Origin of the sequence: Acidovorax sp. LjRoot66, assembly GCF_964253305.1 — a bacterium.
Taxonomy (GTDB): domain Bacteria; phylum Pseudomonadota; class Gammaproteobacteria; order Burkholderiales; family Burkholderiaceae_C; genus Acidovorax.
Map to the genome: position 1 here is coordinate 521,135 of NZ_CAXUQU020000001.1, position 26,665 is coordinate 547,799.

Below are 26,665 nucleotides of genomic sequence, written 5' to 3' on the forward strand. Positions count from 1 at the left end.
GCAGCGAGAGTTTTTCCTACGGCGCCGGGCAGCCATGGGCAGTAGAGTGGGGTCTTTGTAACCGCCAAAGGACCAACCATGCGCGTGGACATCTATCGTCGGGCCGAAGCCGAGGGCCGTTTCACCCACCTTGCCGTGCCGGAAGGAAGGCGCATCCCGGAGGAAGCGACCAACACCGACTGGGACACGGAGGTGAAAGGGCAGGACCTGGACGAAGATGCCGAGCGCTGGGATCACTACGGCATCGTCAAGCCCGGCACGCAGCTCAAGGAAAAGGGCTACGCCATCACAGGCCTGCACGAGCCGGAAGGCGACTGATATCGGCTCTTGCGCAGCTGGCTGACCATGCAGGGCTGGCAGGCCGGCCGCAGCAGCGCACGGCCCTTCTGGGGCGTGACCTGGAGCGGGTGTCAATCCGGAGACGATGCCCCGTGGCACACAGGGGCCAGCGCTGGTACGCTGCGTCGCCATGGAGACAAAAAACACCCCCCCTTTCATTCCGCAGATCCGCCTGTACCAGGACTGGCTGCGCGACCAGCGCGGGCTGGCCTTCGACAGCTACGACGCGCTGTGGCGCTGGTCCACCACCGAGCTCGATGCCTTTTGGCGCAGCGTCTGGGACTACTTCGAGATCGAATCGCCTACGCCGCCCACCGTGGCGTTGGCGCGCAACACCATGCCGGGGGCCGAATGGTTCCCGGGCGTGCGACTCAACTACGCACGCCAGGCGCTGCGCCATGTGCAGGCGGCCCATGCCGCCGGCCTGCCGGCCATCGTCAGCCGCAACGAGAAAGGCCAGCACCGCGAGCTGGCCTGGCCCGAGCTGCGCCGCCAGGTGGCCGCGCTGGCGCTACACCTCAAGGCCCAGGGCGTGCAGCCGGGCGACCGCATTGCCGCCTACCTGCCCAACATCCCCGAGGCCATGGTGGCCCTGCTGGCCACGGTGAGCATCGGTGCCGTCTGGAGCATCTGTGCGCCCGACATGGGCACCAACGCCGTGCTCGACCGCTTCCGCCAGATCGAGCCCAAGGTGCTGATCGGCGTGGACGGCATCACCTATGGCGCCCGCGACCACGACCGCACCGGCGTGCTCACCGAGCTGCGCGCGGCCCTGCCCAGCGTGCAGCACGCCGTCCTGGTGCCCAACCTCGACGCCGGTGCCACGCTGCCCGGCTGGTCCGACTGGGCGGCTGATGTGGCCGCCAGCGGCGCGGCGGTCGATGCCTTCGAGCCCGAATGGATGCCGTTCGACCACCCGCTGTGGATCGTCTACTCCAGCGGCACCACGGGCCTGCCCAAGCCCATCGTGCACGGCCACGGCGGCATGGTGCTGGTGGCGCTGCAGCTCAAGGTGCTGCACAACGACATCGGCTGCAGCTACGAGGCCAACAGCTTCGGCGAGCGCTACCACTGGTACAGCTCCACCGGCTGGGTGATGTGGAACGCCCAGGCCAGCGGCCTGCTCTCGGGCACTACCTGCGTCATCTACGACGGCAATCCTGGCGGCAGCAAGGACCAACCCGACTGGGGCACGCTCTGGCGCTTTGCGGCCGAGACGGGGGTGACCTTCTTCGGCGCGGGCGCGGCCTTCTTCGCCAACTGCATGAAGTCGGGGCTCGCGCTGGCCGACAGCGGCGACCTCTCGCGCGTGCGCGCCCTGGGCACCACAGGGTCGCCGCTCTCGCCCGAGGTGCAGGCCTGGGGCACGGCACAGTTCGAGCGCATTGGCACGCCAGAGATCTGGTGGAACAACATCTCGGGCGGCACGGACTTCTGCGGGGCCTTCATCGGCGGCCACCGCGAGATGCCCCAGGTGCCCGGAGAGATGCAGTGCCGCATGCTGGGCGCCGCCGTGGAATCGTGGAATGCCCAGGGCGAGCCGGTGAAGGACGAGGTGGGTGAGCTGGTCTGCGTGCAGCCCATCCCTTCCATGCCGCTGTACCTGCTGAACGACCCGAAAGGCGAACGCTACCTCTCCAGCTACTTCGACATGTACCCCGCCGGCCATGGCCGCCGGCCCGGGGGCGGCGACGCCGGGCCCGAGGCCGGCGCCGTCTGGCGCCACGGCGACTGGCTCAAGATCGATGGCCGCACGGGCGGCTGCATCATCTACGGTCGATCCGACGCCACCATCAACCGCCATGGCCTGCGCATGGGCACGAGCGAGATCTACAGCGCGGTGGAGGCCCTGCCCGAGGTGCTCGACAGCATGGTGGTCGACCTCGAATACCTGGGCCGCGAAAGCTATATGCCGCTGTTCGTGGTGCTGCGCGAGGGCGTGGTGCTTGACGAGGCCATGCGCCAGCGCCTGAACAACGCCGTGCGCACCGCGCTGAGCCCACGCTTCGTGCCCGACGACATCTTCCAGGTGCCCGAGATCCCGCGCACCCTGAGCGGCAAGAAACAGGAGCTGCCCATCAAGAAGCTGCTGCTGGGCCAGCCCATCGAGAAGGTCGTCAACAAGGACGCCATGGCCAATCCAGGCTGCCTGGACTGGTACGTGGCGTTTGCGAACCAGAGGGCCGCCAAGGGGGCGTGAAACTGGCGCGACCTGGGCCAGCACCCCCGCGCAAGGGCCGCCCCCCCGCGCTGGGGGTGTCCCCCGGGCCCGTATTGCGCAGCAATGCGGGAGAGGGGGCTGAGTGCCGCGGCTCCAAGCCTGCCTGCGCAGGCTTGGACGGCAACGAAGAGCGGCCGCCTCTGGCGGACGCACCGTGACGCGAAGCGGCTCAGGGGGTCAGTCAAGCTTTGCGCCCGACTGCTTGATCAAACGCTCCCACACCGGCCGCTCCTTCATGTACGCGGCCTTGAACTCTGCTGGCGAGCTGGCCTTGGCCTCGAAACCCATGCCCGCGATGCGCTGTGCCACGTCGGGCAGTTGCACGGCCTTGCGCACTTCGGCCGCCAAGCGCTCCAGAATGGCCGGTGGCGTGCCCGCCGGCGCGGCAAAGGCCAGCCAGCCTGCCACGCGGTAGGCCTCGTCGGTCATGCCCTGCTCGGCCAGCGTGGGCACGTTGGGCAGAATGCCCATGCGCCGCTCGCCCGTCACGCCCAGCGCCTTGAGCTTGCCGGCGTCGATGTGCGGCTTGGCCACCAGCGCGCTGGCGTAGGCCATCTGGATCTGGCCGCCGATCAGGTCCTGCACCATGGGGGCTTCGCCCCGGTAGGCCACATGGCTCATATCGGCGTTCTGCGTGAGGCTCATGTAGGCGCCCGCCAGGTGCGGGTAGGCGCCCGTACCGTAGGAACCGTAGGCCACCTTGCCCTTGTTGGCGGCGGCGTACTTGAGCAGCTCGGGCCCTGTGGCCACGGGCACGCTGGGGTGGGCCACCAGCACCAGCGGGGCGATGGCGATCTGGTAGACCAGCGCCAGGTCACGCTGCGGGTCATAGGGCAGCTTTTCGTAGAGGAACTGGTTGGTCAGCAGCGAATTGCTCAGGCCCAGCACGATGGTGTAGCCATCGGGCGCGGCCTTGGCCACCGCATCGGTGCCGATGATGCCGGCCGCGCCCGGCTTGTTGTCGATGACCAGCGGCTGGCCCAGGCCGGCCGCCATCTTCTCGGCGAGCACGCGGGCCAGCACGTCGGTGGCGCCGCCTGGGGCAAACGGCACCACCACCTTGATCGGCTTGGTGGGGTAGGCCGGCTGCTGGGCCAGCGCGACCGTGCCGGTGAGGGTGCCGATGGCAAGAGCGGCTGCTCCGAGCCAGGTGCGTCGTTGAAGGGTTGGAAAGGTTGGCATGGTTTTGTCTCCTGGTGTAGTTGTTGGCGATGCGGTGTGAAGGGATCGGTCAGGCTGCGGGGGGCGACAGCGCCACCTGCACCTTGACGGGCAGGGGCTCCAGCACCTGGCGCAGGCGCTCCAGCAATGCCTGCGAGCCTGCGGCGGCGGCATCGACGGTGACACGCACGGCGCTCTCGCCCTCGGCCTGCACGGTGGGGCGCCCGGCCACCCCGAGCTCGTTGCACACACCGTCCACCAGCGCCTGCACGGTCTGGCAGGCGGCCTGCAGGCGCAGGGCGGGCTTGTAGATCTTGCCCACGTTGGTCACGGGCATGGTGTCCAGCACAGTGATGCGGCGCGGCCGGGCCACGGCCTCATCCACGCCTGCGCTGGCGAAGTCGAGCAGCTCGGCCTCGCTGGCCTGCTGGCCCGGCACCAGCGTGGCGAACACCACGGGCAGCTCGCCCGCATAGGCATCGGGCGCACCCACGGCAGCGCACAGCTGCACGGCAGGGTGGGCGCCCAGGGCATCTTCGATGACCTTCGGGTCGATGTTGTGGCCGCTGCGGATGATGAGGTCCTTGGAGCGCCCGCTCAGGTGCAGCCGGCCCTCGGCATCGACGAAGCCCAAGTCGCCCGTGGCCAGCCAGCCCTCGGGCGTGAAGGCCCGGGCCGTGTCGGCCGCATCGAGAAACCCCGAGAACAGGTTGGGCGAGTTAAACAGCACCATGCCCGGCTGGCCGGGCGGCATCTCCTGGTCCGAGGCATTGCCGTGCGCATCGAGCGCCACGATGCGCAGCCGCACGTACGGCAGGCGCCAGCCCACGCAGCCCGCAGGCGCGTTGACGCCGGGCGGCGTGATGGTGGAGATGCCCGCCATCTCCGTCATGCCCAGGCTCTCGTGCACATGCAGGCCGAACAGGCGTTCGAAGCGTGCCGCCAGCTCGGGCGCCAGCACCGCCGCACCCGTGCGGCAGTAACGCAGTGCCGAAATGTCGGCGCCGTCCAGTGGCACATTGGCCAGCGCGGCCAGCACCGTGGGCACGGCCGACAGGTAGGTGCAGCGGTAGCGCTCGGCCAGGCGCCAGTAGTTGGCGATCACCTGGCGGTTGCGGAACAGCCCGGTGGTGGGGATGATGGTCTCCACCCCGGCCGAGAGCGCGGCCAGGGAGCCCGGCAACACACCGGCCACGTGGAACAGCGGGTAGCCGTTGATGCCTGCGTCCTCGGGCCGCATGCCCTGCATTTGCACGCAGGCCCAGGCCGTGAACACCTGCGCCCCGTGGCTGTGCCGCGCGAGCTTGGGCGCGCCCGTGGTGCCGCCGGTGTGGAAGTAGGCCGCGATGTCGCCGGCCACGATGCGCCGCCCGCTCACCAGCCGGTCGTCGGGCTGGGCGCTGCGGCTGGCAAAGTCGATCACCCCCTCGGGCAGGGGCCCAGCCGCGGCCGGCGCTTCGCCGTGGGGTGCCACGCGCAGCACAGTACGCAGCGTAGGCACCTGGCCGAGCAGGCCCATGGCCTTGGTCCAGAAGCCCGAGTCGCCGTCTTCGCCATAGGCGATCAGCACCTTGGCGCGGGCCAGGGTCATCATGGACGCTAGCTTTTCGGGCGTGAGCAGCGGGTTGAGCGGCTGCACGATGCCGGCTGCCTCGCCGCCCCACAGGGCCAGGTGGTATTCGAGGCAGCCGGGCAGCAGCACGGCCACGGCATCTTGAGGGCCCACGCCCAGGTCGTGCAGCAGGTTGGCCGTCTGGTGGATGCCGGCCAGCAACTGCGCGTACGACCAGCGCACGGGCTGGTCCGCCGGGTCGGCCGTTGGCAGAAAGCTCAGCGCCGTCTTGTCGCCAAAGGCATGGGCCGAATTGCAGAAAATTTCGTAGGTGCTCTGCACCGGTAGCGCCTGGGCCAGCGGCAACGTCTCCAGGCGCTCCACGTCCTGCAGGCTGCGCACGGGGAACGCCGGGGCGAAGGGGGCCGACAAGGGCGGGCGCGCGTGCGTGGTCCCGATGGCGGTCGTCATGCGCAGGCCCCCCAGCCCGTGGCGACAAGGGTGGGGCAGGGCGACTGTGCGCTCCCGGCAGTGTGCATGGTGTTGTCTCCTGGCAAATCGGGTCCATCCTGAAAAACAGGTGGAGAGGCCATTGTTGGTGCGCGCCGATTTTTTGACAATCCTCTAAATGCATGGACACTCTGTTCAAAAAAATTTGACAGTCAGAAGGGATGGGCTGCGCCCCCTTGCGAGGGTGCGCTGGCAGGTGGGCGCGGCGGTGCACACTGCATCTCAGCCCGCGCGGGTCATGTGCCTACAGGAAACGGCGCGCGCAGCCGCCCATAATGTGGCGTCACTACTTCCCCTTGCGCGACCGGAGCGCTCCCGACATGACCACTCCCCAACCCCATCCCAAGCGCTTTTCGATGATCCGCGAGTTCCACCTGGCCGACTGGTTCACGCTGGGCAATGCTGTCTGCGGCGTCGGTGCGCTGTTCTCGGCCATGACCTACCTGGCGACCGGGGAAGTGCTGCATGTCTACTTTGCCGCCGCCCTGGTGCTGGCGGCACTGATCTTCGACGTGCTGGACGGCCGCATCGCGCGCTGGCGCCAGAAGAGTTCGGCCATGGGGCGCGAGCTCGATTCGCTGGCCGACGTGATCTCGTTCGGCGTGGCGCCCGCCATCATGGCCTATGGCTGCGGCATGCAGGGCCTGTACGACCGCGTGGTGCTGGCCTACTTCGTGGCATGCGGCGTCTCTCGCCTGGCGCGCTACAACGTCACGGCCGAAACGCTCTCGGGCGACGACGGCAAGGTCCGGTACTTCGAGGGCACGCCCATCCCCACCTCCATCGTCCTCGTGGCCCTGCTGGCCCTGGCCGGCTATATGGGTGCGCTCGGCGAGAACCTGTGGTTCGGCAAGGTGCTGGTCGGCGGCTTCACGTTGCATCCGCTGGTGCTGCTGTTTGCGGTTTCCGGCTCCTTGATGATCAGCCGTATCCGCATTCCGAAATTCTGAACAACCCCCTGAGTCGCTTCGCGCCTTCACCCCTTCTCTCGAATGGCTGCGCCATTCGGGAAGGGGGACGCAGCCGGCGCACGCAAGCGAAGCGCCGCATCCGCAGCGGGGCGGCCCTTGCGCGGCTGCCCTGGCTTGGGTAGCGCGATTGCCGATGCCGCGCCCCGTAAGGCCGCCCGGGATCGCCGCATAAAACTTTCAGGGTACTGCGGGCTTGCGATTGACCAGCACGATGCCCGCGGCCACCAGCCCCAGGGCCACCACGAGCCCCGTGGTCACCGGCTCGCCCAGCCACCAGGCGCCGAACAGCAGCGCGAAGACCGGGGTCAGGAACACGAACACCGAGATGCGCGTGGCCGGGTAGTGGGCCAGCATCCACATCCAGGCCAGGTAGCTCACGAACGCGCCCACCAGGGCCTGCACCAGCAGCGAACCCCAGGCGAAGGCGCTGAAGCGCCAGGTCCAGGTCTCGCCCAGAGCCAGGGACAGCAGGGGCAGCACGGCGGCGCTTACGCCTACCTGGTAGAAGAGCTGCTTGGCCGGGGCCACGCGCGCCAGCGGCGTGGTGCGGATGACCACCGTGGTCAGCGCCCACATCAGGCCGGCGGCCACGCCCAGCAGGTCGCCGAGCCAAGCCTGGGGCATGGCAGCATTCGCCGATCCGACCATGCCGTCGCCCAGGGCCAGCCCCACGCCCACGAAGGCCGCGGCCAGGCCCAGCCATTGCCAGCCGCGCAGCCGCTCGCCGGGAATGAAGTGCGGCAGCAGCAGCGCCACCCAGAACGGTGCGCCGTACAGGAACACCGTGAGCCGCGAGGCGCTGGTGTACTGCAGGCCCACATAGATGCAGGCGAACTCGCCCGCGAACAGGGCCCCGGCCAGCAGCCCGGCGCGCAGGGCACCTGCGGGTTCACTGCGGCTGGACAGGGGCACGCCGCGCCACAGGCACCACGCAGCCACGGCCAAGGCGGCCAGCACGAAGCGCACGAAGGCCTGGAACACCGGGGCCACCTCGGCCACCGTGGCCTTGACCAGCACCTGCTGGAAGCCCCAGAACATGCAGCAGGCGAGCAACAGGCCGATGGCCAGGGAGTCGAGGTGGGTTTTGCGGGCAATGGACATCGGTCGATTATGGAAGGGGTGCCCAGCGCTGACGGCCATTGCCCGGCACGGGCCTGATACGCCCCGAGACAGGGTGTTTGCGTGCCCACGGTACACTTTGCGGCTTCTTTACCGGTTTTTGCGCGCTTCTTCTACCAACCTCCCATTTCATGGCCTTTTCCACGGCGGCCCAGGCCCGCACCCGCTTCGACCTCAAGAGCGCATCGCTGTCCGTCGTGGCCGTGCTGCTCAAGACCACCGATGCCACGCAGTTCGCTGCCGATCTGGTCGAGCGCGTGGCCGACGCCCCGGGCTTTTTCGACAACGATCCGGTGCTGATCGACCTGGCCCTGGTGCGCGAGTCCGAGGAAACCATCGATTTCGCCGCCATCGTCGCCGTGCTGCGCGAACACCGCACCCTGCCCGTGGCCGTGCGCGGTGGCAGCGCCGCCCAGATGGACGCCGCGCGCGCCGTGGGCCTGGCGGCCGTACCCGATGCGCCCCCGGCCCGTGCCGAGGCGGCCGCAGCCCCCGAACCGGAGCCCGAGGCGCCGGTCCAGGTGCAGGAAGTCATCCGCGAGGTGGTGCACGAGATCGAGGTGGTACGCGAAGTGCCGGTGGCCGGCCCCGGCACCATGGTCATCGACAAGCCGCTGCGCTCGGGCCAGCAGGTCTATGCGCGCGGCGCCGACCTGGTGGTGCTGGCCATGGTCAGCTTTGGCGCCGAGGTGATCGCCGATGGCAACATCCACGTCTACGCCCCGCTGCGCGGGCGCGCCATCGCTGGCGCGCGCGGCAACACCGAAGCACGCATCTTTTCCACCTGCATGGAGCCGCAACTGGTCTCCATCGCAGGCATCTACCGCACGACGGAGACCGCACTGCCCGACGACGTCGCGGGCAGGCCGGCCCAGGTGCGCCTGGAAGGCGAAAAGCTCTTCATCGAGCCGCTGCGCAATCCCGTTCGTATCAACCCCAGAGAGATTCAATAAACCCATGGCCAAAATCGTCGTCGTGACCTCCGGCAAGGGTGGTGTGGGCAAGACCACCACCAGCGCCAGCTTTGCCTCCGGCCTCGCCATGCGCGGGCACAAGACTGCCGTGATCGACTTTGACGTCGGCCTGCGCAACCTGGACCTGATCATGGGCTGCGAGCGCCGCGTGGTGTACGACCTCATCAACGTGATCCAGGGCGAGGCCAACCTGAACCAGGCCCTCATCAAGGACAAGCAGTGCGATAACCTGTTCGTGCTGGCCGCCAGCCAGACGCGCGACAAGGACGCCCTCAAGCAGGACGGCGTGGAAAAGATCCTCAAGGACCTCGCCGAAATGGGCTTCGAGTACATCGTCTGCGATTCGCCTGCCGGCATCGAAAGCGGCGCCCTCATGGCCATGCACTTCGCCGACGAGGCCTTGCTGGTCACCAACCCCGAAGTCTCTTCGGTGCGCGATTCCGACCGCATCCTGGGCATGCTGGGCAGCAAGACCAAACGCGCCATCGAGGGCGGCGAGCCGATCAAGGAGCATCTGCTCATTACGCGCTACAACCCGAGCCGCGTCGAAGACGGGCAGATGCTCTCGCTCGAAGACATCCAGGACATCCTGCGCATCAAGCTCATCGGCGTGATCCCCGAATCCGAGGTGGTGCTGCAGTCGTCCAACCAGGGCACGCCCGCCATCCATTCGCAGGGCAGCGACGTCTCGGAAGCCTACAAGGACGTGATCGATCGTTTCCTCGGCCAGACCGACAAGCCCCTGCGCTTCATCGACGCGGAGAAGCCCGGCTTCTTCAAACGCCTGTTCGGGAGCAAGTAAGCCATGGCATCCTTCCTTTCCTTTCTTCTTGGTGAAAAGAAGAAGACGGCCAGCGTTGCCAAGGAGCGTCTGCAGATCATCCTGGCGCACGAACGCAACGGCCGCAACGCCTCCGAGCCCGACTACCTGCCCGCGCTGCAGCGCGAACTGGTGGCCGTGATCTCCAAGTACGTGAAGATCAACCCCGAAGACCTCAAGGTGCACCTGGAACGCCAGGACAACCTGGAAGTGCTCGAGGTCAAGATCGAGCTGCCCGACACCGTGCGCTGAGGTCTCGCGCCGCTGTCGTGCGGCGAGCATTCTTGAGGAGGAGATCGGCGCATGCTGTCCCATGTCCATATCGGCGTGAACGATTTCGAGCGCGCCCTGGCCTTCTATGGCCCGGTGCTGGAGCGTCTTGGCCTGGTACAGCGCTTTTGCGAAGCGCAGGTGCCCTGGGCCGGCTGGCAGGTGCCCGGCGTGGCGCGCCCGCTGGTCCTCATCGGCCGCCCGTTCGACGGGCAGGCCGCCAGCCCCGGCAATGGCGCCATGAACGCGTTGCTGGCGGATGACCGCACCACCGTGGACGAAGTCCATGCCCTGGCCCTGCGCCATGGCGGCAGCTGCGAAGGCTTGCCTGGCCTGCGGCCGCAGTACCACGCGAACTACTACGGGGCGTATTTCCGCGACCCGGATGGCAACAAGCTGTGCGTGTGCTGCCACGGTGCGGCCTGAACAGCCTCCTGGCCGGTTTATTGCTTAATATTAGGGTAATCCCTAATGTGAGGCAGTCCCGTGGACGAATCCTGGAAATCCAGCTGGCAGCGCGCACGCAACCATGAAGGTGTCACGCGCGGGGCGCGGGCCTTCTGCGCGCTGGCCGCCGTGCTGGCCTGGGGCTGGTGGGCCGGCTGGCAGGCCGAGCTGATGCCGGTGCTGCTGGGCGTGATCGCCAGCGCCCTGACCGAAACCGACGACAGCTGGCGTGGCCGCCTGCGCGCGCAGCTGCTGGCGCTGGGCTGCTTTGGCCTGATGGCGCTGGCGGTGTGGGCCACGGTGGCCTGGCCCTGGGCGCTGATGGGGGTGCTGGCGCTGTCGGCCCTGGCGTTCACCGTGCTGGGGGCGCTTGGCGAGCGCTACCGCGCCATTGCCTTCGGCTCGCTGGTGCTGTTCATCTATGCGGCCCTGGCCGCCCACACCAGCCGCGCCGGGGCAGCGCAGGCGACGCCGCTGATGCTGGCCGGTGCCGCCTGGTATGGCCTGGTGTCGGTGGCCTGGGCCGGGGCCATGCCGCGCGCGCCGGTGCGCTTTCGCCTGGCCCGGCTGTATGCGGTGCTGGGGGAGTACCTGCGCCTGAAGGCCCTGCTGCTGGAGCCCGTGCGCGACGTGGACCTGGAGCGCCGGCGCATGGCGCTGGCCCTGCACAACGGGCGCGTGGTGGATGCCCTCAACGCCGCCAAGGAAAGCCTCATGAGCCGCATGGGTCGGGGCCAGCCACCCGCCTGGCTGCAGACCGCCATGCACCAGTACCTGGCCGCGCAGGACGTGCACGAGCGCGTGAGCTCCTCGCACGAGCACTACGACCTGCTGGCCACGGCGTTCTTCCACAGCGACGTGCTGTACCGCTGCCAGCGCGTGCTCACGCTGCTGGGTGAGCAATCGCTCAAGCTGTCGCTGGCCATCCAGCAGCAATCGCTCCCGCAGCACGGGGGCATGACCTCCCGCGCCATCGAGGACCTGCAGGCCGCCATCGCGCACCAGGATGGCATTGCCGCTGACCTCGTTGGCACGCAGGGGGCGGCCTCCATGGCCCGGCCCCTGCGCTCACTGCATGCCCTGGGCCACAACCTGGCGGCCATGGCCGGGGTGTTTGCGGGTGCCCTGGCAGGCGATGCCGCCGCCCAGGGCGCCGCCGACCATGCCCTGCTCGACCGTGAACCGCGCAGCCTGCGCGATGCCTGGGGCCGCGTGCGTGCGCAGCTGCACGCGCAGTCGCCCTGGCTGCGCCACAGCGTGCGCCTGGCCCTGTCGCTGCTGGCGGGCTTTGCCCTCATGCAGGCCACCAGCGACCCGCACGGCTACTGGATCCTGCTGACCATCGTCTTCGTGAGCCAGCCGCAGTACGCGGCCACGCAGACGCGGCTCCTGCAGCGCGCCAAGGGCACAGCCATCGGCCTGGCCATGGGCTGGGCGGCGATCCAGCTGTTTCCGGGGGCGCTGGTGCAGGCCGCGCTGCTGGTGTTCGCCGGTGCGGTGTTCTTCGGCGCGCGGCACACCCGCTACGTGCTGGCCACGGCTGCGGTCACCACCTTGCTGCTGCTCGGTTTTCACCAGATGGGCATGGCCCAGGGCGTGATCCTGGCGCGCCTGCTGGACACCGCCGCCGGCTGCCTGATCGCGGCCGCTGCCTCCTGGCTGGTGCTGCCGCACTGGCAGTCGCGCCAGTGGCCGCGGCTGGCGGCCCAGGTGCTGCAGACCCAGGCCCTGTATCTGCGCGCCATCCTGGCGCAGTACCACAGCGGCAAGCGCGACCACCTGGAATACCGCCTGGCGCGGCGCAATGCGCACAATGCCGATGCCGCGCTGTCCAACTCCTACAGCGCCATGCTCAAGGAGCCGCGCAGCGTGCGCGGCAACGTGGAGGTGGTGGCCAACTTCCTGCGCCTGTCGCACACCCAGCTCAATTACCTCTCGGCCCTGGGTGCGCAGCGCGGGGGGGCCGGGGCGGATATGGACGCGGCAGACGAGGAGATGGCCAGCGCCCTGCTGCTGTCGCTGCAGCACCTGGCTGAAAAGCTGGAGCAGGCCCAGCAGGCCAGTGGTGCGCGAACCGGCAAAGCGCCTGCAGCGCCGGCCGTGGCACAGGTGCTGCAGGAGTTCGGCCCCACCGGCAGCGCGCCGCCCCACGCTCCGGCCCGCAGCCTCATGGCCGCTCAGCTGGCGCTGGTGGGCAAGGTCTTCCCGCAATTGCAGGAGCAGGCGCGGCAACTGGTGGAGCCGCCGCACGGCCGGGCCGTGTAGCGTGCAAGCGCCTTGCAGCGTCAGCGCGAATGCTTTGCGAACTTGGCCGCGAAGGCCTGCGCAATGCCCAGCGAGCGCCGGCCGGGCACCAGTGTGGCGCGCTGGCCGGCGGCGATGCTGCCGGGTTCGTCCACCGCCAGGTAGTAGCCGCAGCAGCCCGCCAGCGCCATCGCGCGGCTGGCCTGGGCAAAGCCCATCACCGCGTTGAACTTGAAGCAGGGCTCGCGCGGTGCGGTCACGCGCAGCACGCAATCGGGGAAGTGCAGGGTGTCGCCCACGAAGATCTCGTGCTCCAGCGGCCCGTCCACGGTCAGGTTCTCGCCCGCGAAGCCCGCAGGCAACACTTCATCGAACAGGCTCACACCATGCTCGCGGCGCTGCGCCTGCCAGAACGCGTAGTGTGCGGCGGGGTAGGCATACACGGCCTTGTCCAGGCCGCCATGCACGCTCGGGTCGGCCTGCTCGTCGCCCTCAAGGCCCAGGCGGTGCACGGCCACGGGGCCCTCGACCGGGTGCTTGCCGATGGCGGTGAGCACGCTGCGCTCTCCCACCTTCAGGCGCCGGGCACTGCCCGTGTTGATGCTGCGCACCTGCATTCGGCGCTCACCAGCCCCACAGTAGGCGGCCGGCCACCCAACCCCTGGGGCCGCCGTCCTGCTGGACCTTGACCCACTCGCTGCGCCGCTCCAGGGTGCGCAGCACCTCGCCGTTCTCCGCCGTCCCCAGCACCCGGCTGCGCGTGCTCGGGGCACTGCGGATGTTGGCACGGGGGCTCTTGACGATGTGGTGGGGCGTCTTGCCCACCAGAGGGCGGTGGACCCAGCCGGTGTCTCTTTCGAAATCGCGCACCTTCAGCCAGTTGCCGCTGCGCCCGATGACTTCCAGTGGAAAGCCCCGTCCCAGCGTGAACAACGCTGGATGCCGGGTCCCGGCACCAGCGCGCAGGTTGATCTCGGGCTTGGCCACGCTGACCATGTTGCGCGGTGGAGCCGCCTGGGCGGATGTGGCCAGGACCAGGCCGATGAGACAGGAGGCGAGAAGGCGACGGGGCAGTGACATGGGGCTCCAGTGCAGGCAGGGCGGGCCCGGCAGCGCCCTCAGGCATGGGTTGGTGCCTGGTGCGGCCGGAAGCGATCCGGCCATTCTTCCAGCTTCGCCGTGCATGTCAAAACCCCGGCGCATGCCGCAGCGGGATGCGTGGGCTTGTGGCACACCAGCGGTCTACAGCGGATGCTCGGTGTAAAAGCGCCCGCCGTGGTACAGCAGCGGGGGCACACCGGCACGGTGGCTGCAGCGCTCGACCTCGCCCACGAAGATCAGGTGGTCGCCCTCTTCATAGCGGCTGCGGTTGAAGCACTCGAAGCTGGCGGCCGCGCCATCGAGCACCGGGGCGCCGTTGATGCCGGCATGGTGTTCCACGCCCGCCCAGCGGTCGATGCCGCGTGTGGCAAAGCGCTCGGCCAGCGACTTCTGGTCTGCGGCCAGCACGTTGATCGCGTAGTGCGCGCCGTTGGCAAAGGTGGGCATGGTGCTGGCGCCGCGCGACAGGCTCCACAGCACCAGCGGCGGGTCCAGCGAGACAGAGTTGAACGAGCTGGCCGTGAGCCCCACCAGCGTGCCGTCCTCGTTGCGCGCCGTGACGATGGTGACGCCGGTGGCAAACATGCCCAGCGCATCGCGGAACTCGCGGGCGGAGAAGCTCGGGGGCCGGGCAAGGGCAGGGCGGGGCAGGGGGCGGTTCACAAAGGGCAGGCGCAGGGGCCGAAAAAGGGCAGGGGGCCATTATGGGCTGCATGCCACGGCCCTGTTGCGGCCGGGGGCGCTGCAGGTGTCGCGCATGCGGGGCCTGGGGCGTGGATGTCCTGACCGCCGTCCGGGGTTAAAAACACCTCGGCTATCATGAACCGACCCTTGCCATGGCAGGGATTGCGCAGGATACCCATGGCACTTCTCCCCCATTTCTCCACCCTGGGCAGCGGGCATACCGTGCTCATGCTGCACGACGCCGATGGTGGCCACCTGACCTTTGCGCCCCAGGTCGAAGCCCTGGCCAGCCTGGGCTACCGGGCCGTGGCCTGGGACATGCCCGGCTATGGCAACAGCGCCCCCATCGAACCCTATGGCTTCAAGGGTCTGGCCGAAGCCTGCATGGCGCTGATCGATGCGTTGCAGTGCGGCCCCGTCACCTTGGTCGGCCACGGCATGGGCGCCATGGTGGCGCTGGAGGTGGCCGTGCGCCAGAGCGCCCTGGTGCGCCGCATGGTGCTGTGCGCCGGTGGCCCCGCGCTGGATGCGCAGGCGATGGCGGACTGGGTGGAGCCCCGGCTGAAGGCCCTCGATGCCGCACAGGACAGCATGGAATCGCTGGCCCAGGCCGTGGTTCCACAGTTCATCGGCAGCGGCGCGCTGCCCGAAGGCGTGCGCCTGGCCACCCATGCCCTGTCACAGGTGTACAGAGGTTCCTACCGGCGCGCGCTGCAGGCGCTCTCCACCTTCGACCGCAGTGCCGGCGTGCTGGGCCGGCTGCACATGCCGGCGCTGATCATCGGCGGCGCGCAGGACCGCTGCACGCCGCCCGCTGCCCTGCAGGCCCTGGCCCATGTGCTGCCCGATGCGCGCCACCTGAGCCTGCCGCATGCGGGCCACTGGCCGCAACTCGAAGACCCCGACGGTTTTGATGGCGCGCTGGCGGATTTCCTGGCTTCCTCGCGGGTTCTGCATTGACACAAGGCCGTTCGGGTTCTTCCGTTGCGTCGCAGGCACCGGGCTGGTGGGGCCCGGCGCTGGCGGGCACCTTGCTGGTGGCCCTGGCTGCGGGGGGTCTGTGGATGGCGCCACGCAGCGGGGTGGAGCGTGGCGCGAGCGCCCAGCGGCCCACGCCCGCACAGACGACCCTGGTCACCGCAGCACTGAATGCCGCCAGCCTGCCGGCGGCAGATGCCTTGGTGCCAGCGCCCGTGGTGGCGGCTGCCCCCGTGGCAGAACCCAGTGGACCCGGGGCCTGCGCGCTGTTCCTGCAGCGCCTGCCTTCGGTATCGCGCACGCAGTGCGAGGAGGCACGGCTCACGCCCAGCGGCTCCGTGTCGGCCCATGGCGTGCCCCTGTTCTGGCGCGACGTGCCTGCGCCGGTGGTGCGGGGTGCTGCCGATGCACCGCTGCGCGTGCTGATTGCCGGCGCCATCCATGGCGATGAACTCACGGCTGCGGCGCTGGCCCTGCGCTGGATCGCCCTGGCCGAGCAGAGCGAGCGGCCTGTGCACTGGCGCTTCATCCCGGTACTCAACCCCGATGGCCTGCTGGCCAAGCCGGCCACGCGCACCAATGGCCGTGGCGTGGACCTGAACCGCAACTTCCCCACCCCCGGCTGGGAGAAGGATGCGCCCCTCTACTGGGACAAGCGCACCAAGCGCGACCCTCGGCGCTTCCCCGGCAAGTCACCGCTGTCCGAACCCGAGTCGCAGTTTCTGCACGCGCAGATGGCGGCCTTCCGGCCGCAGCTGATCGTGAGCATCCATGCGCCCTATGGCGTGCTCGATTTCGACGGCCCGCTGTCGCCGCCCGAGCGGCTGGGCCGCCTGTGGCTGGACCAGGTGGGCATCTTCCCGGGCTCGCTGGGCAACTACGGCGGCGTGCACCGGGGCATGCCGGTGGTCACCATCGAGCTGCCGCATGCGTTGAACATGCCGGCGGATGCCGAAGTGCGCTCCATGTGGCAGGACCTGCTGCGCTGGATGGGCGAGCACTGGACTGAGGCCCAGGCTCCCGAGCCCAGACCGTGAGTAAGCCGGCCGCTGCTGCTGCGGCCGGTCCCGCTGCGTTCAGGAGGTGGCGAGGGTCGCTCTGCGGGGCCGTGCGGCCCGCTCGCCCAGGAAGCCGAAGTGCATTGCCGGCTGCTCGCCGCTGATCAGCTCGGCCAGCGCCTTGCCCGAGCCCGCGCCATGCGTCCAGCCCAGGGTGCCGTGGCCGGCGTTGACCCAGAGCTTGCCCACGCGGGTGCGGCCGATGAAGGGGATGTTGGTCGGGGTGGCGGGGCGCAGGCCCGTCCAGTACTGCGGGTTGCCGCCCTGCTCGGGCGTGCGCGTGTCGCACACGCCGGGCAAGATTTCCTCGATGCGGCGCGACAGCATGTGGCAGCGTGCCTTGGCGACCGGCGAGTCGAGCGACAGGTCGTAGCCGCCCAGCTCGATGGTGCCGGCCACGCGCAGCACATTGCCCAGGCGGCTCATGGCGATCTTGCGGCCGTCGTCGATGGTGGAAACCGAGGGCGCCGCCTCGGGGCGCAGCAGCGGGAAGGTCGCGCTGTAGCCCTTGCCGGGGTAGATCGGCAGGTCCACGCCCACCGTGCGCAGCAGCGGCGCACTGTAGGAGCCGCAGGCCACCACGACCGCATCGGCCTGGAGCAGGAAATCCTTCTTGAGGCCGTTGGCGCCACTGCGCGCCATGACGGCCACCGAATCGATGGTGTCGCCGATCTTGTTCAGGCGCAGCACGTCGTGGCCGTACAGGAATTGCACGCCACGCTCCGCGCAGCGGCGCGCCAGGGCCTGGGTGAACACGCGGGCGTCGCCGCTCTCATCGGTGCTGGTGTAGGTTCCGCCGGTGATGTGATCGCCATAGGCCTTGAAGGCCGGCTCGATCTGCAGCAGCTCTTCCTTGCTTACCAGGCGACGCTGCACGCCATGCTTGCGCATCAGCTCCACCGCGTGGCCGGCATCGTCGAAGGATTTCTGGTCGGTGTAGAAGTGGGCAATGCCGCGTTCGAGCCGGTTGTAGTCGATGCCGGTGGTGGCCACCAGGTCCTTGAGCGCGGCATGGCTGTAGGCGCCCAGGGCCACGATCTGCTGCACATTGCGCTCGAAGGCCCTGTCATTGCACTGGGCCAGGAACTTCAGGCTCCAGCGCCATTGCTCCCAGTCGAGCTGGGGGCGGAACAGCAGCGGCGCCTCCTTGTCGAACATCCACTTGAGCGCCTTGAGCGGCGCCTCCCGGTTGGCCCAGGGCTCGCAGTAGCTCACCGAGATCTGCGCGGCATTGGCAAAACTCGTTTCCAGCGCGGCATCGGGCTGGCGGTCGACCACGACGACCTCGTGGCCGCGCTCCAATAGGTGCCACGCGGTGCTGATGCCGATGATGCCGGCGCCCAGGATGATGGTTTTCATGGATGGCAGTGTGATCCACATTGCGTTCTACTAAAAGCAAAATTAAACTCAATCCAAACGCATCAGTCTGTCTAATGCAAGCAGTGCCCACAAGGCCACCCTTGCACCCGTTTGCCGAGATCCTCGCCATGAGCACCTACGACCCCGCCGCCCTGGAATGTCTTGCCGCCATCGTCGAAGAAGGCGGCTTCGAGCGCGCCGCCCAGCGCCTGAACGTCACGCAGTCGGCTGTCTCCCAGCGCCTGCGTGCGCTGGAGGCCCAGGTGGGCTCGGTGCTCATCGTGCGCAGCCGGCCGCTGCGGCCGACCTCGGCGGGGCAGTTGCTGCTCAAGCACACCAAGCAGATGCGCCTCTTGCGCGCCGACCTGGAGCGCGACCTGCAGGAGCTAGCCCCCAGCGCCCCCGGCGCCACGCGCGAGGACGAGCGCATCTCGATCGCCATCAATGCCGACAGCATTGCCACCTGGGCCATGGGCGCGCTGCACGAGCTGGTGGGCCAGCGCCTGCCGCTGGAAATCATCGTCGACGACCAGGACTTCACGCAGGAGTGGCTGCGCTCGGGCCAGGTGCTGGGCTGCGTCACCACCCTCAAGCAGGCGCTGCGCGGCTGCAAGATGGTGCCGCTGGGTGCCATGCGCTACGTGGCCGTGGCGTCCGCCGCGTTTGCCGAGAAGCACCTGCCCCATGGGCTTACGCCGCACAACTTCCGTGAGGTGTCCTTTCTGTCGTTCAACCGCAAGGACGACATGGCGGCCGAGTTCGTGGCGCGCACTTTCGGGCTCAAGCGCGTGGCGCTCAATCACCTGTTCGTGCCCAGCACAGAAGGCCAGATGCGCGCCGTCGCCGCTGGCTGGGCCGTGGGTGTGGTGCCCGAGCTGCTGGCGCGCGGGCCCATCGCCGACGGCAGCATGGTCGACCTCGCTCCCGGCCATGCCCTGCCCATCCAGCTGTACTGGCACTGCTGGAACCTGGAGTCGGTGGTGCTCGATGCCCTGACCGCCGCGCTCACGGCCACGGCTGCAAAAACGCTGACCCAGCCGTGAACTACAAGCCCGGGGCTGTAAAAGCAGTCAACAGGGGGTAACCCGCACGAAATGGCACTCCCCGCAGTGGGGCGGCACGATTCCTGCAGACTAAAACGTGAACGGCGTAGTTGTATTGCAACTTTGTCATTTATTTTTTTACTGCAATGTATAAGATGGGGTCCATGTCCACCACCACGCTACAACCCAAAGTGTCCTTCAAGGAGCAGATGCACCAGGCTCGGGAGGGCGCGATCCTCCAGTCGGCCTGTCGCCTGCTGGGTGAAAAGGCCTTCGACGCCATGACCATGGACGATGTCGCCAATGCGGTGGGCATCGCCAAGGCCAGCCTGTACAAGCACTTCTGCAGCAAGGAAGAGCTGTGCAGTGCCGCCATGGTGCAGATCCTCGCGCGGGTGCGTACCTACTTGAGCGCGCTTCCGGCCGAGCTGCCGGCGCACGAGAAACTGCGCGCCCTGGTGCGCTGGTCGCTGGAGCGCCTGCTGACCAACGAAATGCCGCTGCTGCCCAGCCGCAACTCCTCGCTGCGCGCCGTGCTCATGGCCGACAAGGATTACCTCGACGGCCTGGTCACCGTGAGCGACCAGATTGGCGAGTGGATCGTGCAAGCCCAGGCACAGGGCGTGATCAACCCCACGCTGCCCCCGCTGGTGGTGCTGTACACCCTGTACGCACGCGCCTGCGATCCAGTGGTGACCTTCCTCAAGGAAGGCGGCCAGTACTCCGACGCCGAGATCGTGGACCTGGTGCTGCGCACCTGCTTCGATGGGCTGGTATCGAGGTGAATTGATGGTGACCGCACGCGAAAACGCCCGGCATTCCGGGCGTTTTGCATGAGGGGGCGGCGCATGCCGCCGCCAACTCAGCGCACCAGCAACACCGGCACCTTGCAGTGCGCCAGCACCTGCGTCGTGACGGAGCCCATGACCAGGGTGGCGAGCGCACCATGGCCGTGCGAGCCCATCACCAACAGGTCGTATCGGCCGGAGTCCGCCACCTTGGCAATGGTTTCACCGACCTGACCGACCTTGACGATGGTCTTGGCCTGCACGCCCTGGCGGGAGATGAACTTGAGCACCGGGGCCAGGATCTTGTCGGCTTCCTCGGCGTGGTAGGTGTCCACGGCTTCCTTGCCCAGGGCCGAACGGGCGCGGGCGGGCAGGGGCGCCTGCACGGTGAGCACCGTGTAGTTGTGCTTGGGGCCCAGCAGTTCCTCGTGCGCAGCCAGGTAGGCGAGCATTTTCTTGGTAAAGGCGCTGCCGTCGACAGCGAGCAGGATGTTCATGCAAGTTCTCCTTGTTGGAATGGCAAGACCAGAGTGGCCAGGGTAAGGGGCGCCGGCGATTGTTGTCTTGACCTGTGTCAGGTTTTCTTCCTGCGCTGCACGGGTGGGTGGCCCGTGCAGGCCATCATACGGTTACACAGTAACGGGGCCGGAAGGTTTCCTGTTCTCCATTGCGGGCATAACCCAGCGGGTTGGCCACCACCCGGCATGCAAAGGGGCTGCCATCGGCCCGCGTGCCCTGCACCGTGTAGTCGCTCGGCGCATGCAGGTGACCGTGGATCCATACCTGCGCATGGGGCAGCAGCTCATCGAGCACATTGCAAAAGCCGGCCGTACCCGGCACCACGCCGTAGCGCGGGTCGGCGCTGCGCAGGCTCGGCGCAAAGTGGGTGATGGCCACCGTGGTGCCGTCGAAGGGCGTGGCCAGTGCTTCGCGCAGCCACTCTGTGCACAGCAGCGCCAGCTCGCGCATGGGCTCGGCCAGGAAGGGCTCCCCGTCCTTGGTGCCGCCGGTCTTGCGCAGGTAGTGGTTGGCCGCGCGGAAGGCCTTCTCGCGCAGCTTCAGGCGCCGGGCGAGGTCGGTCACTTGCGCATCGTCCGCCAGCGCGTCGTAGTCGGCCCACAGGGTGGTGGCCACGAAGCGCACGCTGTCCATCACCAGCGTCTCGCGCTCCAGCATGCGGATGCCCAGGCGCTCACAGGTGGCGCGCAGGCGCGCGTGGGCGGTATCGAAGTCGAGCGCGTCGTACTCATGGTTGCCCGGGACGAACAGCACCGGCGTAGGCCAGCCGGCGAACTGCGGCAGCGGCGAAAAACGCGCCAGGCCGAAGTCCTCGTCCTGCATGCGCCCCCCCTCCTGGTAGGAGCCGATGTCGCCCGCCAGAACCAGCAGGTCGGCGCCCGGTGCGGGCTCGGGCAGGAAATCGGGGTTGGCTTCGAGGTGCAGGTCGGACAGGATCTGGATTTTCATGGGCTGTGCAGTCTAAGGGGTCGCGCCGGCCGAATGGCCGGGCTCCCCTTGGGGAAAGGCGCGCCGTGCCGCGCGCGCCAATGCCGACAGCAGCCAGCCCATGGCCGCCTCCTGCGTGCTGTTGCGGCGCCACAGTGCGTCCACGTGCACGGGCGGCACGTCGAAGGGCAGGTTGCGCTGCACCAGGGCATCCGCGATACCGGTCACCGGTACGAAGTGGCGCGGCAGAACGGTCAGCATGTCCGAACCCGAGACCACGCGGCCCGCTGTGAAGAACTGGTTCACCGTGAGCACCACCCGCCGGCGCCGCCCGAGCGATGCCAGCGCCTCGTCGATGAAGCCGAAGGGCCGGCCCGAAAAGCTCACCAGCATGTGGCGTGCCTCGCAGTAGGCATCCAGCGTGAGGGGCGCATCGGCCAGCGGGTGGCCCTGGCGCATCACGCACATGTATTCGCTGTCGTACAGCCGCCGGCTCTCGAACGACACCATGCCGCCCGACTGCTCGCGTGCAGTGAGGTCGGCCAGCACGGCGGGGAAGTAGCCCACGGCCATGTCGGCTGCCTCTTCCTCCAGCAGCCGGCGCGGGTCGCGCGTCGTCAAGGGCACCACCCGCACCGCGACACCGGGCGCCTCGCTCTCCAGAATCTCCACCAGGCCGGGCACCAGGGTCGCACCCGTGGCATCGGCCATGGCCAGCACGAAGGTGGATTCGGCCGTGGCCGGGTCGAAGCGGCCGGGTGCCAGCGATTCCTGCAACTGCGTGAGCGCATCGCGAATGGGGGGCCACAGGGCCAGTGCCCGGGGCGTGGGCTCCACCCCCTGGCCGCTGCGCACCACCAAGTCGTCGCCGAGCACCTCGCGCAGGCGGCGCATGGCGTTGCTCACGGCTGGCTGGGTCAGCGACAGCTTGTGCGCCGCCTTGGTCAGGCTGCGCTCGGCCATGACCTCGTCAAAGACCCTGAGCAGGTTCAGGTCGAGGGAGCGGAAGTTCAGGCGGCTGGACATGGTTTCAAATCATCACCAATGTGAATACCAATGATTCAACATATAAATTTGAAAGACTAAAGGGTAAACCCTAGTATTGCGACATCGCCCGGCAATGTCGCCAAAAGCGCTCGATAGGGGAACCGAAATGACCAATTTTGTACACGTGGACTATCCAACCGAACACCCTGGCGTGATCCGCGCCGAAAAGGCTGCGGCTGCCCTCAAGGGCATCGCCGCAGGCTTCGACAGTGCCCGTGGCGCTGCCTCCCTGGTGCTGGCCGCCGTGGTCTCCGCCTTGCTGGTGCTGGCCAACCAGGTGGTCGATCGCTGGACCGACGGCCACCTGCTGTCGGCCTGGGTCGTGCTCTGGCTGGTGGCGTTCGCTGCCCTCGCCCTGCTGTCCGCACCGGCCCGCCGTGCCGGTCTGGCCCTGCGCGCCGCTGCTTCCAGCTGGGCCGAAAGCCGCCGCCACGCCGCCGAAGACAGCCGCACTTGGCAGGTCGCTCTGCGCGATCCGCGCATCATGGCCGAACTGAACTATGGGATGAGCGACATCCGCAAGTACTACTGAGTCGGTTAGCTTTTGCGCTGCAAAGCCGTGGCATGCCACGGCTTTTTTGTTGCTGGCGGGGCTGCACCTACAGTACATCACTGCCGTGAATGGCAGTGATTCAAGATATAAACTTGATAACACATGGGGTAAACCCTAAGATTCACTCACTCGCCCGGCAATGTCGCCAAAAGCGCTGATAAAGGGAACCGAAATGACCAATTTTGCACACGTTGACTATCCTACCGAACACTCTGGCGTGATCCGCGCCCAAAACGCTGCCGCTGCCATCAAGGGCATCGCAGCCAGCTTCGACAGCGCCCGTGGCGCGTCCTCCCTGCTGCTGGCAGCCGTCGTCTCCGCCCTGCTGGTGGTCGCCAACCAGGTGATCGACACCTGGAGCGAAGGCCACTTGCTGGCCGCCTGGATGGTGCTGTGGCTGGTGGCATTCGCCGCGCTGGCCCTGCTGTCCGTACCTGCCCGCCGTGCCGCCGCTTCGCTGCGTGCCGGCTTCGCCCGCTGGGTCGAAAGCAATCGCCGGGCGGCCGAAGACCAGCGCACCTGGCAAGTCGCCATCCGCGACCCGCGCATCATGGCCGAGCTGAACCATGCCATGGGTGTGCCCACGTTGAACGACATCCGCGGGTACAACTGAGCGGTCAGCCCGCCGGTCGCCGCGCGCGACCGGTCTGGCTACCCTCGCAATACATTCAAGCCGTGGCCTGTGCCACGGCTTTTTTGTTGCTTCTGGGCTTCTCACCAACCACCGTGCCAACACTTCGCCAAAGCGCCTGCCGTGAAAAAGCCGCCCGGACCTTGCAGTCGGGGCGGCTTTTTTATGGTGCCGGCAAGCCAGGCACCAGAAATGCCATCAGGCAGCCAGGCGCTTTTCGATGGCAGCCTTGGTGTCCAGCAGGGCCTGTGGCAGGTGGTAGGCCAACTGCTCGAAGTGCGTCGTGTGGAGCTTGAGCTCTTCGGCCCAGGCGGCCTTGTCGATGCTGGTCACGGTGTTGAACTGGGCGGCGCTGAAATCCAGGCCGGTCCAGTTGATCTCGGCGTAGGCCGGGGCCACGCCGAACATGGTCTGCTCGCCCGTGGCCTTGCCTTCCAGGCGGTCGATCATCCACTTGAGCACGCGCATGTTTTCGCCGTAGCCGGGCCAGACGAACTTGCCGGCCTCGTCCTTGCGGAACCAGTTGGTGGTGTAGATGCGGGGCAGGGTGGCGCCCGACGCGGCCAGCTTCTCGCCCAGCGTCAGCCAGTGCTGGAAGTAGTCGCTCATGTTGTAGCCCATGAAGGGCAGCATCGCGAACGGGTCGCGGCGCACCACGCCCTGCTGGCCGGCGGCGGCAGCCGTGGTTTCGGAGCCCATGGTGGCGGCCATGTAGACGCCTTCGGTCCAGTTGCGTGCCTCGGTCACCAGCGGCACCGTGGTCGAACGGCGGCCACCGAAGATGAAGGCGTCGATCTTCACGCCCTTGGGGTCGTCCCAGGCGGGGTCGAGCGCGGGGTTGTTGGTGGCGGCCACGGTGAAGCGGGCGTTGGGGTGGGCGGCCTTGGCGCCGGTCTGTTTGGCGATCTCGGGTGTCCAGTCGTTGCCTTGCCAGTCGATCAGGTGGGCGGGCAGGCCGCCGGTGTCCTTTTCCATGCCTTCCCACCAGACGTCGCCGTCATCGGTCAGGGCGACGTTGGTGAAGATCACGTCCTTGTCCAGGCTGGCCATGCAGTTGGGGTTGGTCAGTGTGTTGGTGCCGGGAGCCACGCCGAAGTAGCCAGCCTCGGGGTTGATGGCACGCAGGCTGCCATCGGCCTGGGGCTTGATCCAGGCGATGTCGTCGCCGATGGTGGTGACCTTCCAGCCGTCGAAGGCATCCGGCGGCACCAGCATCGAGAAATTGGTCTTGCCGCAGGCGCTGGGGAAGGCGGCGGCCACGTGGTACTTCTGGCCTTCGGGGTTGCTCACGCCCAGGATCAGCATGTGCTCGGCCAGCCAACCCTGGTCACGGCCCATGGTGGAGGCGATGCGCAGAGCGAAGCACTTCTTGCCCAGCAGCGCATTGCCGCCGTAGCCCGAGCCGTAGCTCCAGATCTCGCGCGTCTCGGGGTAGTGCACGATGTACTTGGTCTTGTTGCAGGGCCACTTCACGTCGGCCTGGCCGGCGGCCAGGGGCGCACCCACGGTGTGCACGCAGGGCACGAACTCGCCGTCCACGCCGAGCACGTCGTACACCGCCTTGCCCATGCGGGTCATGATCTTCATGTTCACGGCCACGTAGGGGCTGTCGGACAGCTCGATGCCGATGTGGGCGATGGGCGAGCCCAGCGGGCCCATGCTGAAGGGCACCACGTACATGGTGCGGCCCTTCATGCAGCCGTCGAACAGGGGCTGCAGCGTGGTGCGCATCTCGGCCGGGGCCATCCAGTTGTTGGTAGGGCCGGCATCTTCCTTGGCGGCCGAGCAGATGTAGGTGCGGTCTTCCACGCGCGCCACGTCCGACGGGTCGGACCAGGCCAGGTAGCTGCCGGGGCGCTTGGCGGGGTTGAGCTTCTTGAAGGTGCCGGCGTCCACCAGCTGCTGGCACAGGCGGTCGTACTCTTCCTGGTTGCCGTCGCACCAGTAGATGCTGTCGGGCTTGCACAGGGCGGCCATGTCGGCCACCCAGGCAATCAGCCGGGCATTCTTGACGTGCGAGGGGGCGTTGAGATTCAGGCCCTGCATGGTGGGTGCGTTCATCGGGAGCTTCCTAAGTTGAAAAACAGTCTTTTCAAAGGAAGCGACCCGTGGCGGGGCGAGGGGCCTGGCGCAGGTGCGGATGCTGAGCGCTGCCTTTGAAAAAACGGCTTTCTGGCTCAGTCGGCGGGCGGGGCGCGGGTCATCCCCACGGGGTGGAGGACGGCTTCCACGGATTCCGCGGGTCGGCTGGGATGTCGATTTTATGAATCTACCGCCCGCTTGTCTGTCAGACAGGGTCTAAATCCATGCAAAAGATGCATGGGGTTATGTGCTGGGGAGGTGTGCCTCAGGCAGGTGCCGAGCCGACCCAACGCTCGTAGCCGGCCTTGCGCAGGGCGCAGGCGGGGCAGGTGCCGCAGCCATAGCCCCAGGCATGGCGCTCACCGCGCACACCGTGGTAGCAGGTGTGGGACTCCTCCAGGACCACGTCCACCAGCGCCTGGCCGCCCAGGTCCTTCGCCAGTTGCCAGCTGTCGGCCTTGTCCAGCCACATCAGCGGGGTCTCGAAGGTGAAGCGCTGGCCCATGCCCAGCGACACGGCCACCTGCAGCGCCTTCAGCGTGTCGTCGCGGCAGTCCGGGTAGCCTGAGAAGTCCGTCTCGCACATGCCGCCCACCAGGGTGTGCAGCCCGCGCCGGTAGCCCACGGCGGCCGCCAGGTTGAAGAACAGCAGGTTGCGCCCGGGCACGAAGGTGTTGGGCAGGCCGGCGGCGGTCATCTGGATCTCGGTCTCGCTGGTCAGTGCTGTGTCGCTGATGCGGCCCAGCACGGCGAGGTCGAGCATGTGGTCCTCGCCGAGCCGGCCAGCCCATTGCGGAAAGCGCTCGCGCACGGCCGCGAGGACGGTCTGGCGGGCCGTGAGCTCGATGTGGTGGCGCTGGCCATAGTCGAAGCCGACGGTCTCGACATGGGCGAAGTGCGTGAGCGCCCAGGCCAGGCAGGTGGTGGAATCCTGTCCACCGGAGAAAAGAACCAATGCGCTTCCGGGTCTCATGGGGCGGCTCCTGGGGGTTGAAGAAAAAAGGACGAAAAAAAGCCCCGCTGCGCGGGGCTACCATGGAAGCGTGTGGGGCGCTCCGTGGCGATCAGGCCATGTTCACGGCGATGAACGCCAGCAAAAACATCATGATGCCGCCCACCACGGGCAGCACGATGGGCATCAGCGGCACCACGTTTTCCACGGCGTCGGCCGGATGCTCTTCAGGGGCGTGGGGGGTATTGTGGTCGGACATGCGGGGCTCCAGATGCTTAAAACTTGCGCAATTCTAGCCGGAGTGGGAGGCAGGAC

The 26,665-nt window shown here is 67.9% G+C and carries 27 protein-coding genes; 14 read left to right on the forward strand and 13 right to left on the reverse strand.

Annotated features, from left to right (window positions below; all coding sequences use genetic code 11):
• Nucleotides 1–78: 78 nt before the first annotated feature.
• Nucleotides 79–318 (forward strand): DUF6139 family protein, encoded by a 240-nt coding sequence (locus tag ACSQ3Y_RS02465; protein ID WP_436176327.1) that lies wholly within the window; start codon nucleotides 79–81, stop codon nucleotides 316–318.
• A 151-nt stretch (nucleotides 319–469) separates the two neighbouring features.
• The gene (locus tag ACSQ3Y_RS02470) at nucleotides 470–2,539 is read left to right on the forward strand and encodes an acetoacetate--CoA ligase (protein WP_436176328.1); all 2,070 of its coding nucleotides are present in this window, start codon (nucleotides 470–472) and stop codon (nucleotides 2,537–2,539) included.
• Between the two features lie 198 nt (nucleotides 2,540–2,737).
• Here ACSQ3Y_RS02470 and ACSQ3Y_RS02475 read toward each other — a convergent pair whose 3' ends face one another.
• Together ACSQ3Y_RS02475 and ACSQ3Y_RS02480 are read right to left on the reverse strand one after the other, a co-directional pair.
• Complete coding sequence (locus tag ACSQ3Y_RS02475; RefSeq protein ID WP_436176329.1) at nucleotides 2,738–3,742, reverse strand: Bug family tripartite tricarboxylate transporter substrate binding protein; 1,005 nt, start codon at nucleotides 3,740–3,742, stop codon at nucleotides 2,738–2,740.
• A gap of 49 nt (nucleotides 3,743–3,791) precedes the next feature.
• Complete coding sequence (locus ACSQ3Y_RS02480; protein ID WP_436176330.1) at nucleotides 3,792–5,675, reverse strand: acyl-CoA synthetase; 1,884 nt, start codon at nucleotides 5,673–5,675, stop codon at nucleotides 3,792–3,794.
• A 428-nt stretch (nucleotides 5,676–6,103) separates the two neighbouring features.
• Between ACSQ3Y_RS02480 and pssA the strand changes: the two genes are divergently transcribed.
• Complete coding sequence (gene pssA / locus ACSQ3Y_RS02485; RefSeq protein WP_436176331.1) at nucleotides 6,104–6,733, forward strand: CDP-diacylglycerol--serine O-phosphatidyltransferase; 630 nt, start codon at nucleotides 6,104–6,106, stop codon at nucleotides 6,731–6,733.
• Nucleotides 6,734–6,931: 198 nt separating this feature from the next.
• Here the strand turns inward: pssA and ACSQ3Y_RS02490 are convergent, their stop codons facing one another.
• Entirely contained in the window at nucleotides 6,932–7,855 is a 924-nt protein-coding gene (locus ACSQ3Y_RS02490; protein WP_436176332.1) for a DMT family transporter, read from the reverse strand.
• Nucleotides 7,856–8,004: 149 nt separating this feature from the next.
• Between ACSQ3Y_RS02490 and minC the strand changes: the two genes are divergently transcribed.
• Genes minC through yccS form a run of 5 tightly spaced genes read left to right on the forward strand, consistent with a single transcriptional unit; the run spans nucleotide 8,005 to nucleotide 12,649 of the window.
• Entirely contained in the window at nucleotides 8,005–8,826 is an 822-nt protein-coding gene (gene minC / locus ACSQ3Y_RS02495; RefSeq protein ID WP_057200318.1) for a septum site-determining protein MinC, read from the forward strand.
• 4 nt (nucleotides 8,827–8,830) lie between these two features.
• Complete coding sequence (gene minD, locus ACSQ3Y_RS02500; RefSeq protein WP_057200317.1) at nucleotides 8,831–9,649, forward strand: septum site-determining protein MinD; 819 nt, start codon at nucleotides 8,831–8,833, stop codon at nucleotides 9,647–9,649.
• Nucleotides 9,650–9,652: 3 nt separating this feature from the next.
• A complete protein-coding gene (minE, locus tag ACSQ3Y_RS02505) occupies nucleotides 9,653–9,919 on the forward strand; it encodes a cell division topological specificity factor MinE (protein WP_056163087.1) in 267 nt (88 codons plus the stop codon).
• 51 nt (nucleotides 9,920–9,970) lie between these two features.
• The gene (locus tag ACSQ3Y_RS02510) at nucleotides 9,971–10,363 is read left to right on the forward strand and encodes a VOC family protein (protein WP_436176333.1); all 393 of its coding nucleotides are present in this window, start codon (nucleotides 9,971–9,973) and stop codon (nucleotides 10,361–10,363) included.
• Nucleotides 10,364–10,423: 60 nt separating this feature from the next.
• The gene (gene yccS, locus ACSQ3Y_RS02515; protein WP_436176334.1) at nucleotides 10,424–12,649 is read left to right on the forward strand and encodes a YccS family putative transporter; all 2,226 of its coding nucleotides are present in this window, start codon (nucleotides 10,424–10,426) and stop codon (nucleotides 12,647–12,649) included.
• Between the two features lie 20 nt (nucleotides 12,650–12,669).
• Here yccS and ACSQ3Y_RS02520 read toward each other — a convergent pair whose 3' ends face one another.
• The 3 genes from ACSQ3Y_RS02520 to ACSQ3Y_RS02530 all read right to left on the reverse strand — a co-directional run bounded on the left by ACSQ3Y_RS02520 (nucleotide 12,670) and on the right by ACSQ3Y_RS02530 (nucleotide 14,392).
• On the reverse strand, nucleotides 12,670–13,245 hold the full coding sequence (locus ACSQ3Y_RS02520) for an MOSC domain-containing protein (RefSeq protein ID WP_057266771.1): 576 nt from the start codon (nucleotides 13,243–13,245) through the stop codon (nucleotides 12,670–12,672).
• Nucleotides 13,246–13,252: 7 nt separating this feature from the next.
• On the reverse strand, nucleotides 13,253–13,708 hold the full coding sequence (locus tag ACSQ3Y_RS02525) for an SH3 domain-containing protein (protein ID WP_057200313.1): 456 nt from the start codon (nucleotides 13,706–13,708) through the stop codon (nucleotides 13,253–13,255).
• A 162-nt stretch (nucleotides 13,709–13,870) separates the two neighbouring features.
• Entirely contained in the window at nucleotides 13,871–14,392 is a 522-nt protein-coding gene (locus tag ACSQ3Y_RS02530; RefSeq protein WP_057200312.1) for a flavin reductase family protein, read from the reverse strand.
• Nucleotides 14,393–14,590: 198 nt separating this feature from the next.
• Between ACSQ3Y_RS02530 and ACSQ3Y_RS02535 the strand changes: the two genes are divergently transcribed.
• Together ACSQ3Y_RS02535 and ACSQ3Y_RS02540 are read left to right on the forward strand one after the other, a co-directional pair.
• A complete protein-coding gene (locus tag ACSQ3Y_RS02535) occupies nucleotides 14,591–15,373 on the forward strand; it encodes an alpha/beta fold hydrolase (RefSeq protein WP_057200311.1) in 783 nt (260 codons plus the stop codon).
• Entirely contained in the window at nucleotides 15,370–16,428 is a 1,059-nt protein-coding gene (locus ACSQ3Y_RS02540) for a M14 family zinc carboxypeptidase (protein WP_436176335.1), read from the forward strand. Before ACSQ3Y_RS02535 ends, ACSQ3Y_RS02540 begins: the two co-directional genes overlap by 4 nt.
• Before the next feature lie 39 nt (nucleotides 16,429–16,467).
• Here ACSQ3Y_RS02540 and ACSQ3Y_RS02545 read toward each other — a convergent pair whose 3' ends face one another.
• A complete protein-coding gene (locus tag ACSQ3Y_RS02545; RefSeq protein WP_436176336.1) occupies nucleotides 16,468–17,808 on the reverse strand; it encodes a D-amino acid dehydrogenase in 1,341 nt (446 codons plus the stop codon).
• A gap of 128 nt (nucleotides 17,809–17,936) precedes the next feature.
• Between ACSQ3Y_RS02545 and ACSQ3Y_RS02550 the strand changes: the two genes are divergently transcribed.
• Nucleotides 17,937–18,851 carry a LysR family transcriptional regulator ArgP gene (locus ACSQ3Y_RS02550; RefSeq protein ID WP_057200783.1) on the forward strand — a complete coding sequence of 305 codons (915 nt, stop codon included), beginning with the start codon at nucleotides 17,937–17,939 and terminating at the stop codon, nucleotides 18,849–18,851.
• Between the two features lie 164 nt (nucleotides 18,852–19,015).
• Nucleotides 19,016–19,636, forward strand: coding sequence for a TetR/AcrR family transcriptional regulator (locus tag ACSQ3Y_RS02555; RefSeq protein WP_436176337.1), 621 nt, complete (start codon nucleotides 19,016–19,018; stop codon nucleotides 19,634–19,636).
• 77 nt (nucleotides 19,637–19,713) lie between these two features.
• On the opposite strand, the gene ACSQ3Y_RS02560 is transcribed toward ACSQ3Y_RS02555, so the two are convergent.
• From ACSQ3Y_RS02560 to ACSQ3Y_RS02570, 3 genes are all read right to left on the reverse strand, one after another.
• A complete protein-coding gene (locus tag ACSQ3Y_RS02560; RefSeq protein ID WP_057200308.1) occupies nucleotides 19,714–20,136 on the reverse strand; it encodes a universal stress protein in 423 nt (140 codons plus the stop codon).
• Nucleotides 20,137–20,260: 124 nt separating this feature from the next.
• Nucleotides 20,261–21,106 carry a metallophosphoesterase gene (locus tag ACSQ3Y_RS02565; RefSeq protein ID WP_436176338.1) on the reverse strand — a complete coding sequence of 282 codons (846 nt, stop codon included), beginning with the start codon at nucleotides 21,104–21,106 and terminating at the stop codon, nucleotides 20,261–20,263.
• Nucleotides 21,107–21,118: 12 nt separating this feature from the next.
• Nucleotides 21,119–22,111 carry a LysR family transcriptional regulator gene (locus ACSQ3Y_RS02570; RefSeq protein WP_436176339.1) on the reverse strand — a complete coding sequence of 331 codons (993 nt, stop codon included), beginning with the start codon at nucleotides 22,109–22,111 and terminating at the stop codon, nucleotides 21,119–21,121.
• Between the two features lie 127 nt (nucleotides 22,112–22,238).
• Between ACSQ3Y_RS02570 and ACSQ3Y_RS02575 the strand changes: the two genes are divergently transcribed.
• Nucleotides 22,239–22,664: a hypothetical protein gene (locus tag ACSQ3Y_RS02575; protein WP_428002867.1), complete on the forward strand. Its 426-nt coding sequence runs from the start codon at nucleotides 22,239–22,241 to the stop codon at nucleotides 22,662–22,664.
• A gap of 193 nt (nucleotides 22,665–22,857) precedes the next feature.
• Nucleotides 22,858–23,298: a hypothetical protein gene (locus ACSQ3Y_RS02580; RefSeq protein ID WP_057200304.1), complete on the forward strand. Its 441-nt coding sequence runs from the start codon at nucleotides 22,858–22,860 to the stop codon at nucleotides 23,296–23,298.
• Nucleotides 23,299–23,514: 216 nt separating this feature from the next.
• Here ACSQ3Y_RS02580 and ACSQ3Y_RS02585 read toward each other — a convergent pair whose 3' ends face one another.
• The 3 genes from ACSQ3Y_RS02585 to ACSQ3Y_RS02595 form a co-directional block, all read right to left on the reverse strand.
• Nucleotides 23,515–25,377, reverse strand: coding sequence for a phosphoenolpyruvate carboxykinase (GTP) (locus tag ACSQ3Y_RS02585; RefSeq protein WP_436176340.1), 1,863 nt, complete (start codon nucleotides 25,375–25,377; stop codon nucleotides 23,515–23,517).
• A 286-nt stretch (nucleotides 25,378–25,663) separates the two neighbouring features.
• Nucleotides 25,664–26,371, reverse strand: a complete 708-nt coding sequence (queC, locus tag ACSQ3Y_RS02590; protein ID WP_436176341.1) for a 7-cyano-7-deazaguanine synthase QueC — start codon at nucleotides 26,369–26,371, stop codon at nucleotides 25,664–25,666.
• Between the two features lie 91 nt (nucleotides 26,372–26,462).
• Nucleotides 26,463–26,609 carry a hypothetical protein gene (locus ACSQ3Y_RS02595; protein ID WP_007860492.1) on the reverse strand — a complete coding sequence of 49 codons (147 nt, stop codon included), beginning with the start codon at nucleotides 26,607–26,609 and terminating at the stop codon, nucleotides 26,463–26,465.
• Nucleotides 26,610–26,665 lie beyond the last annotated feature (56 nt).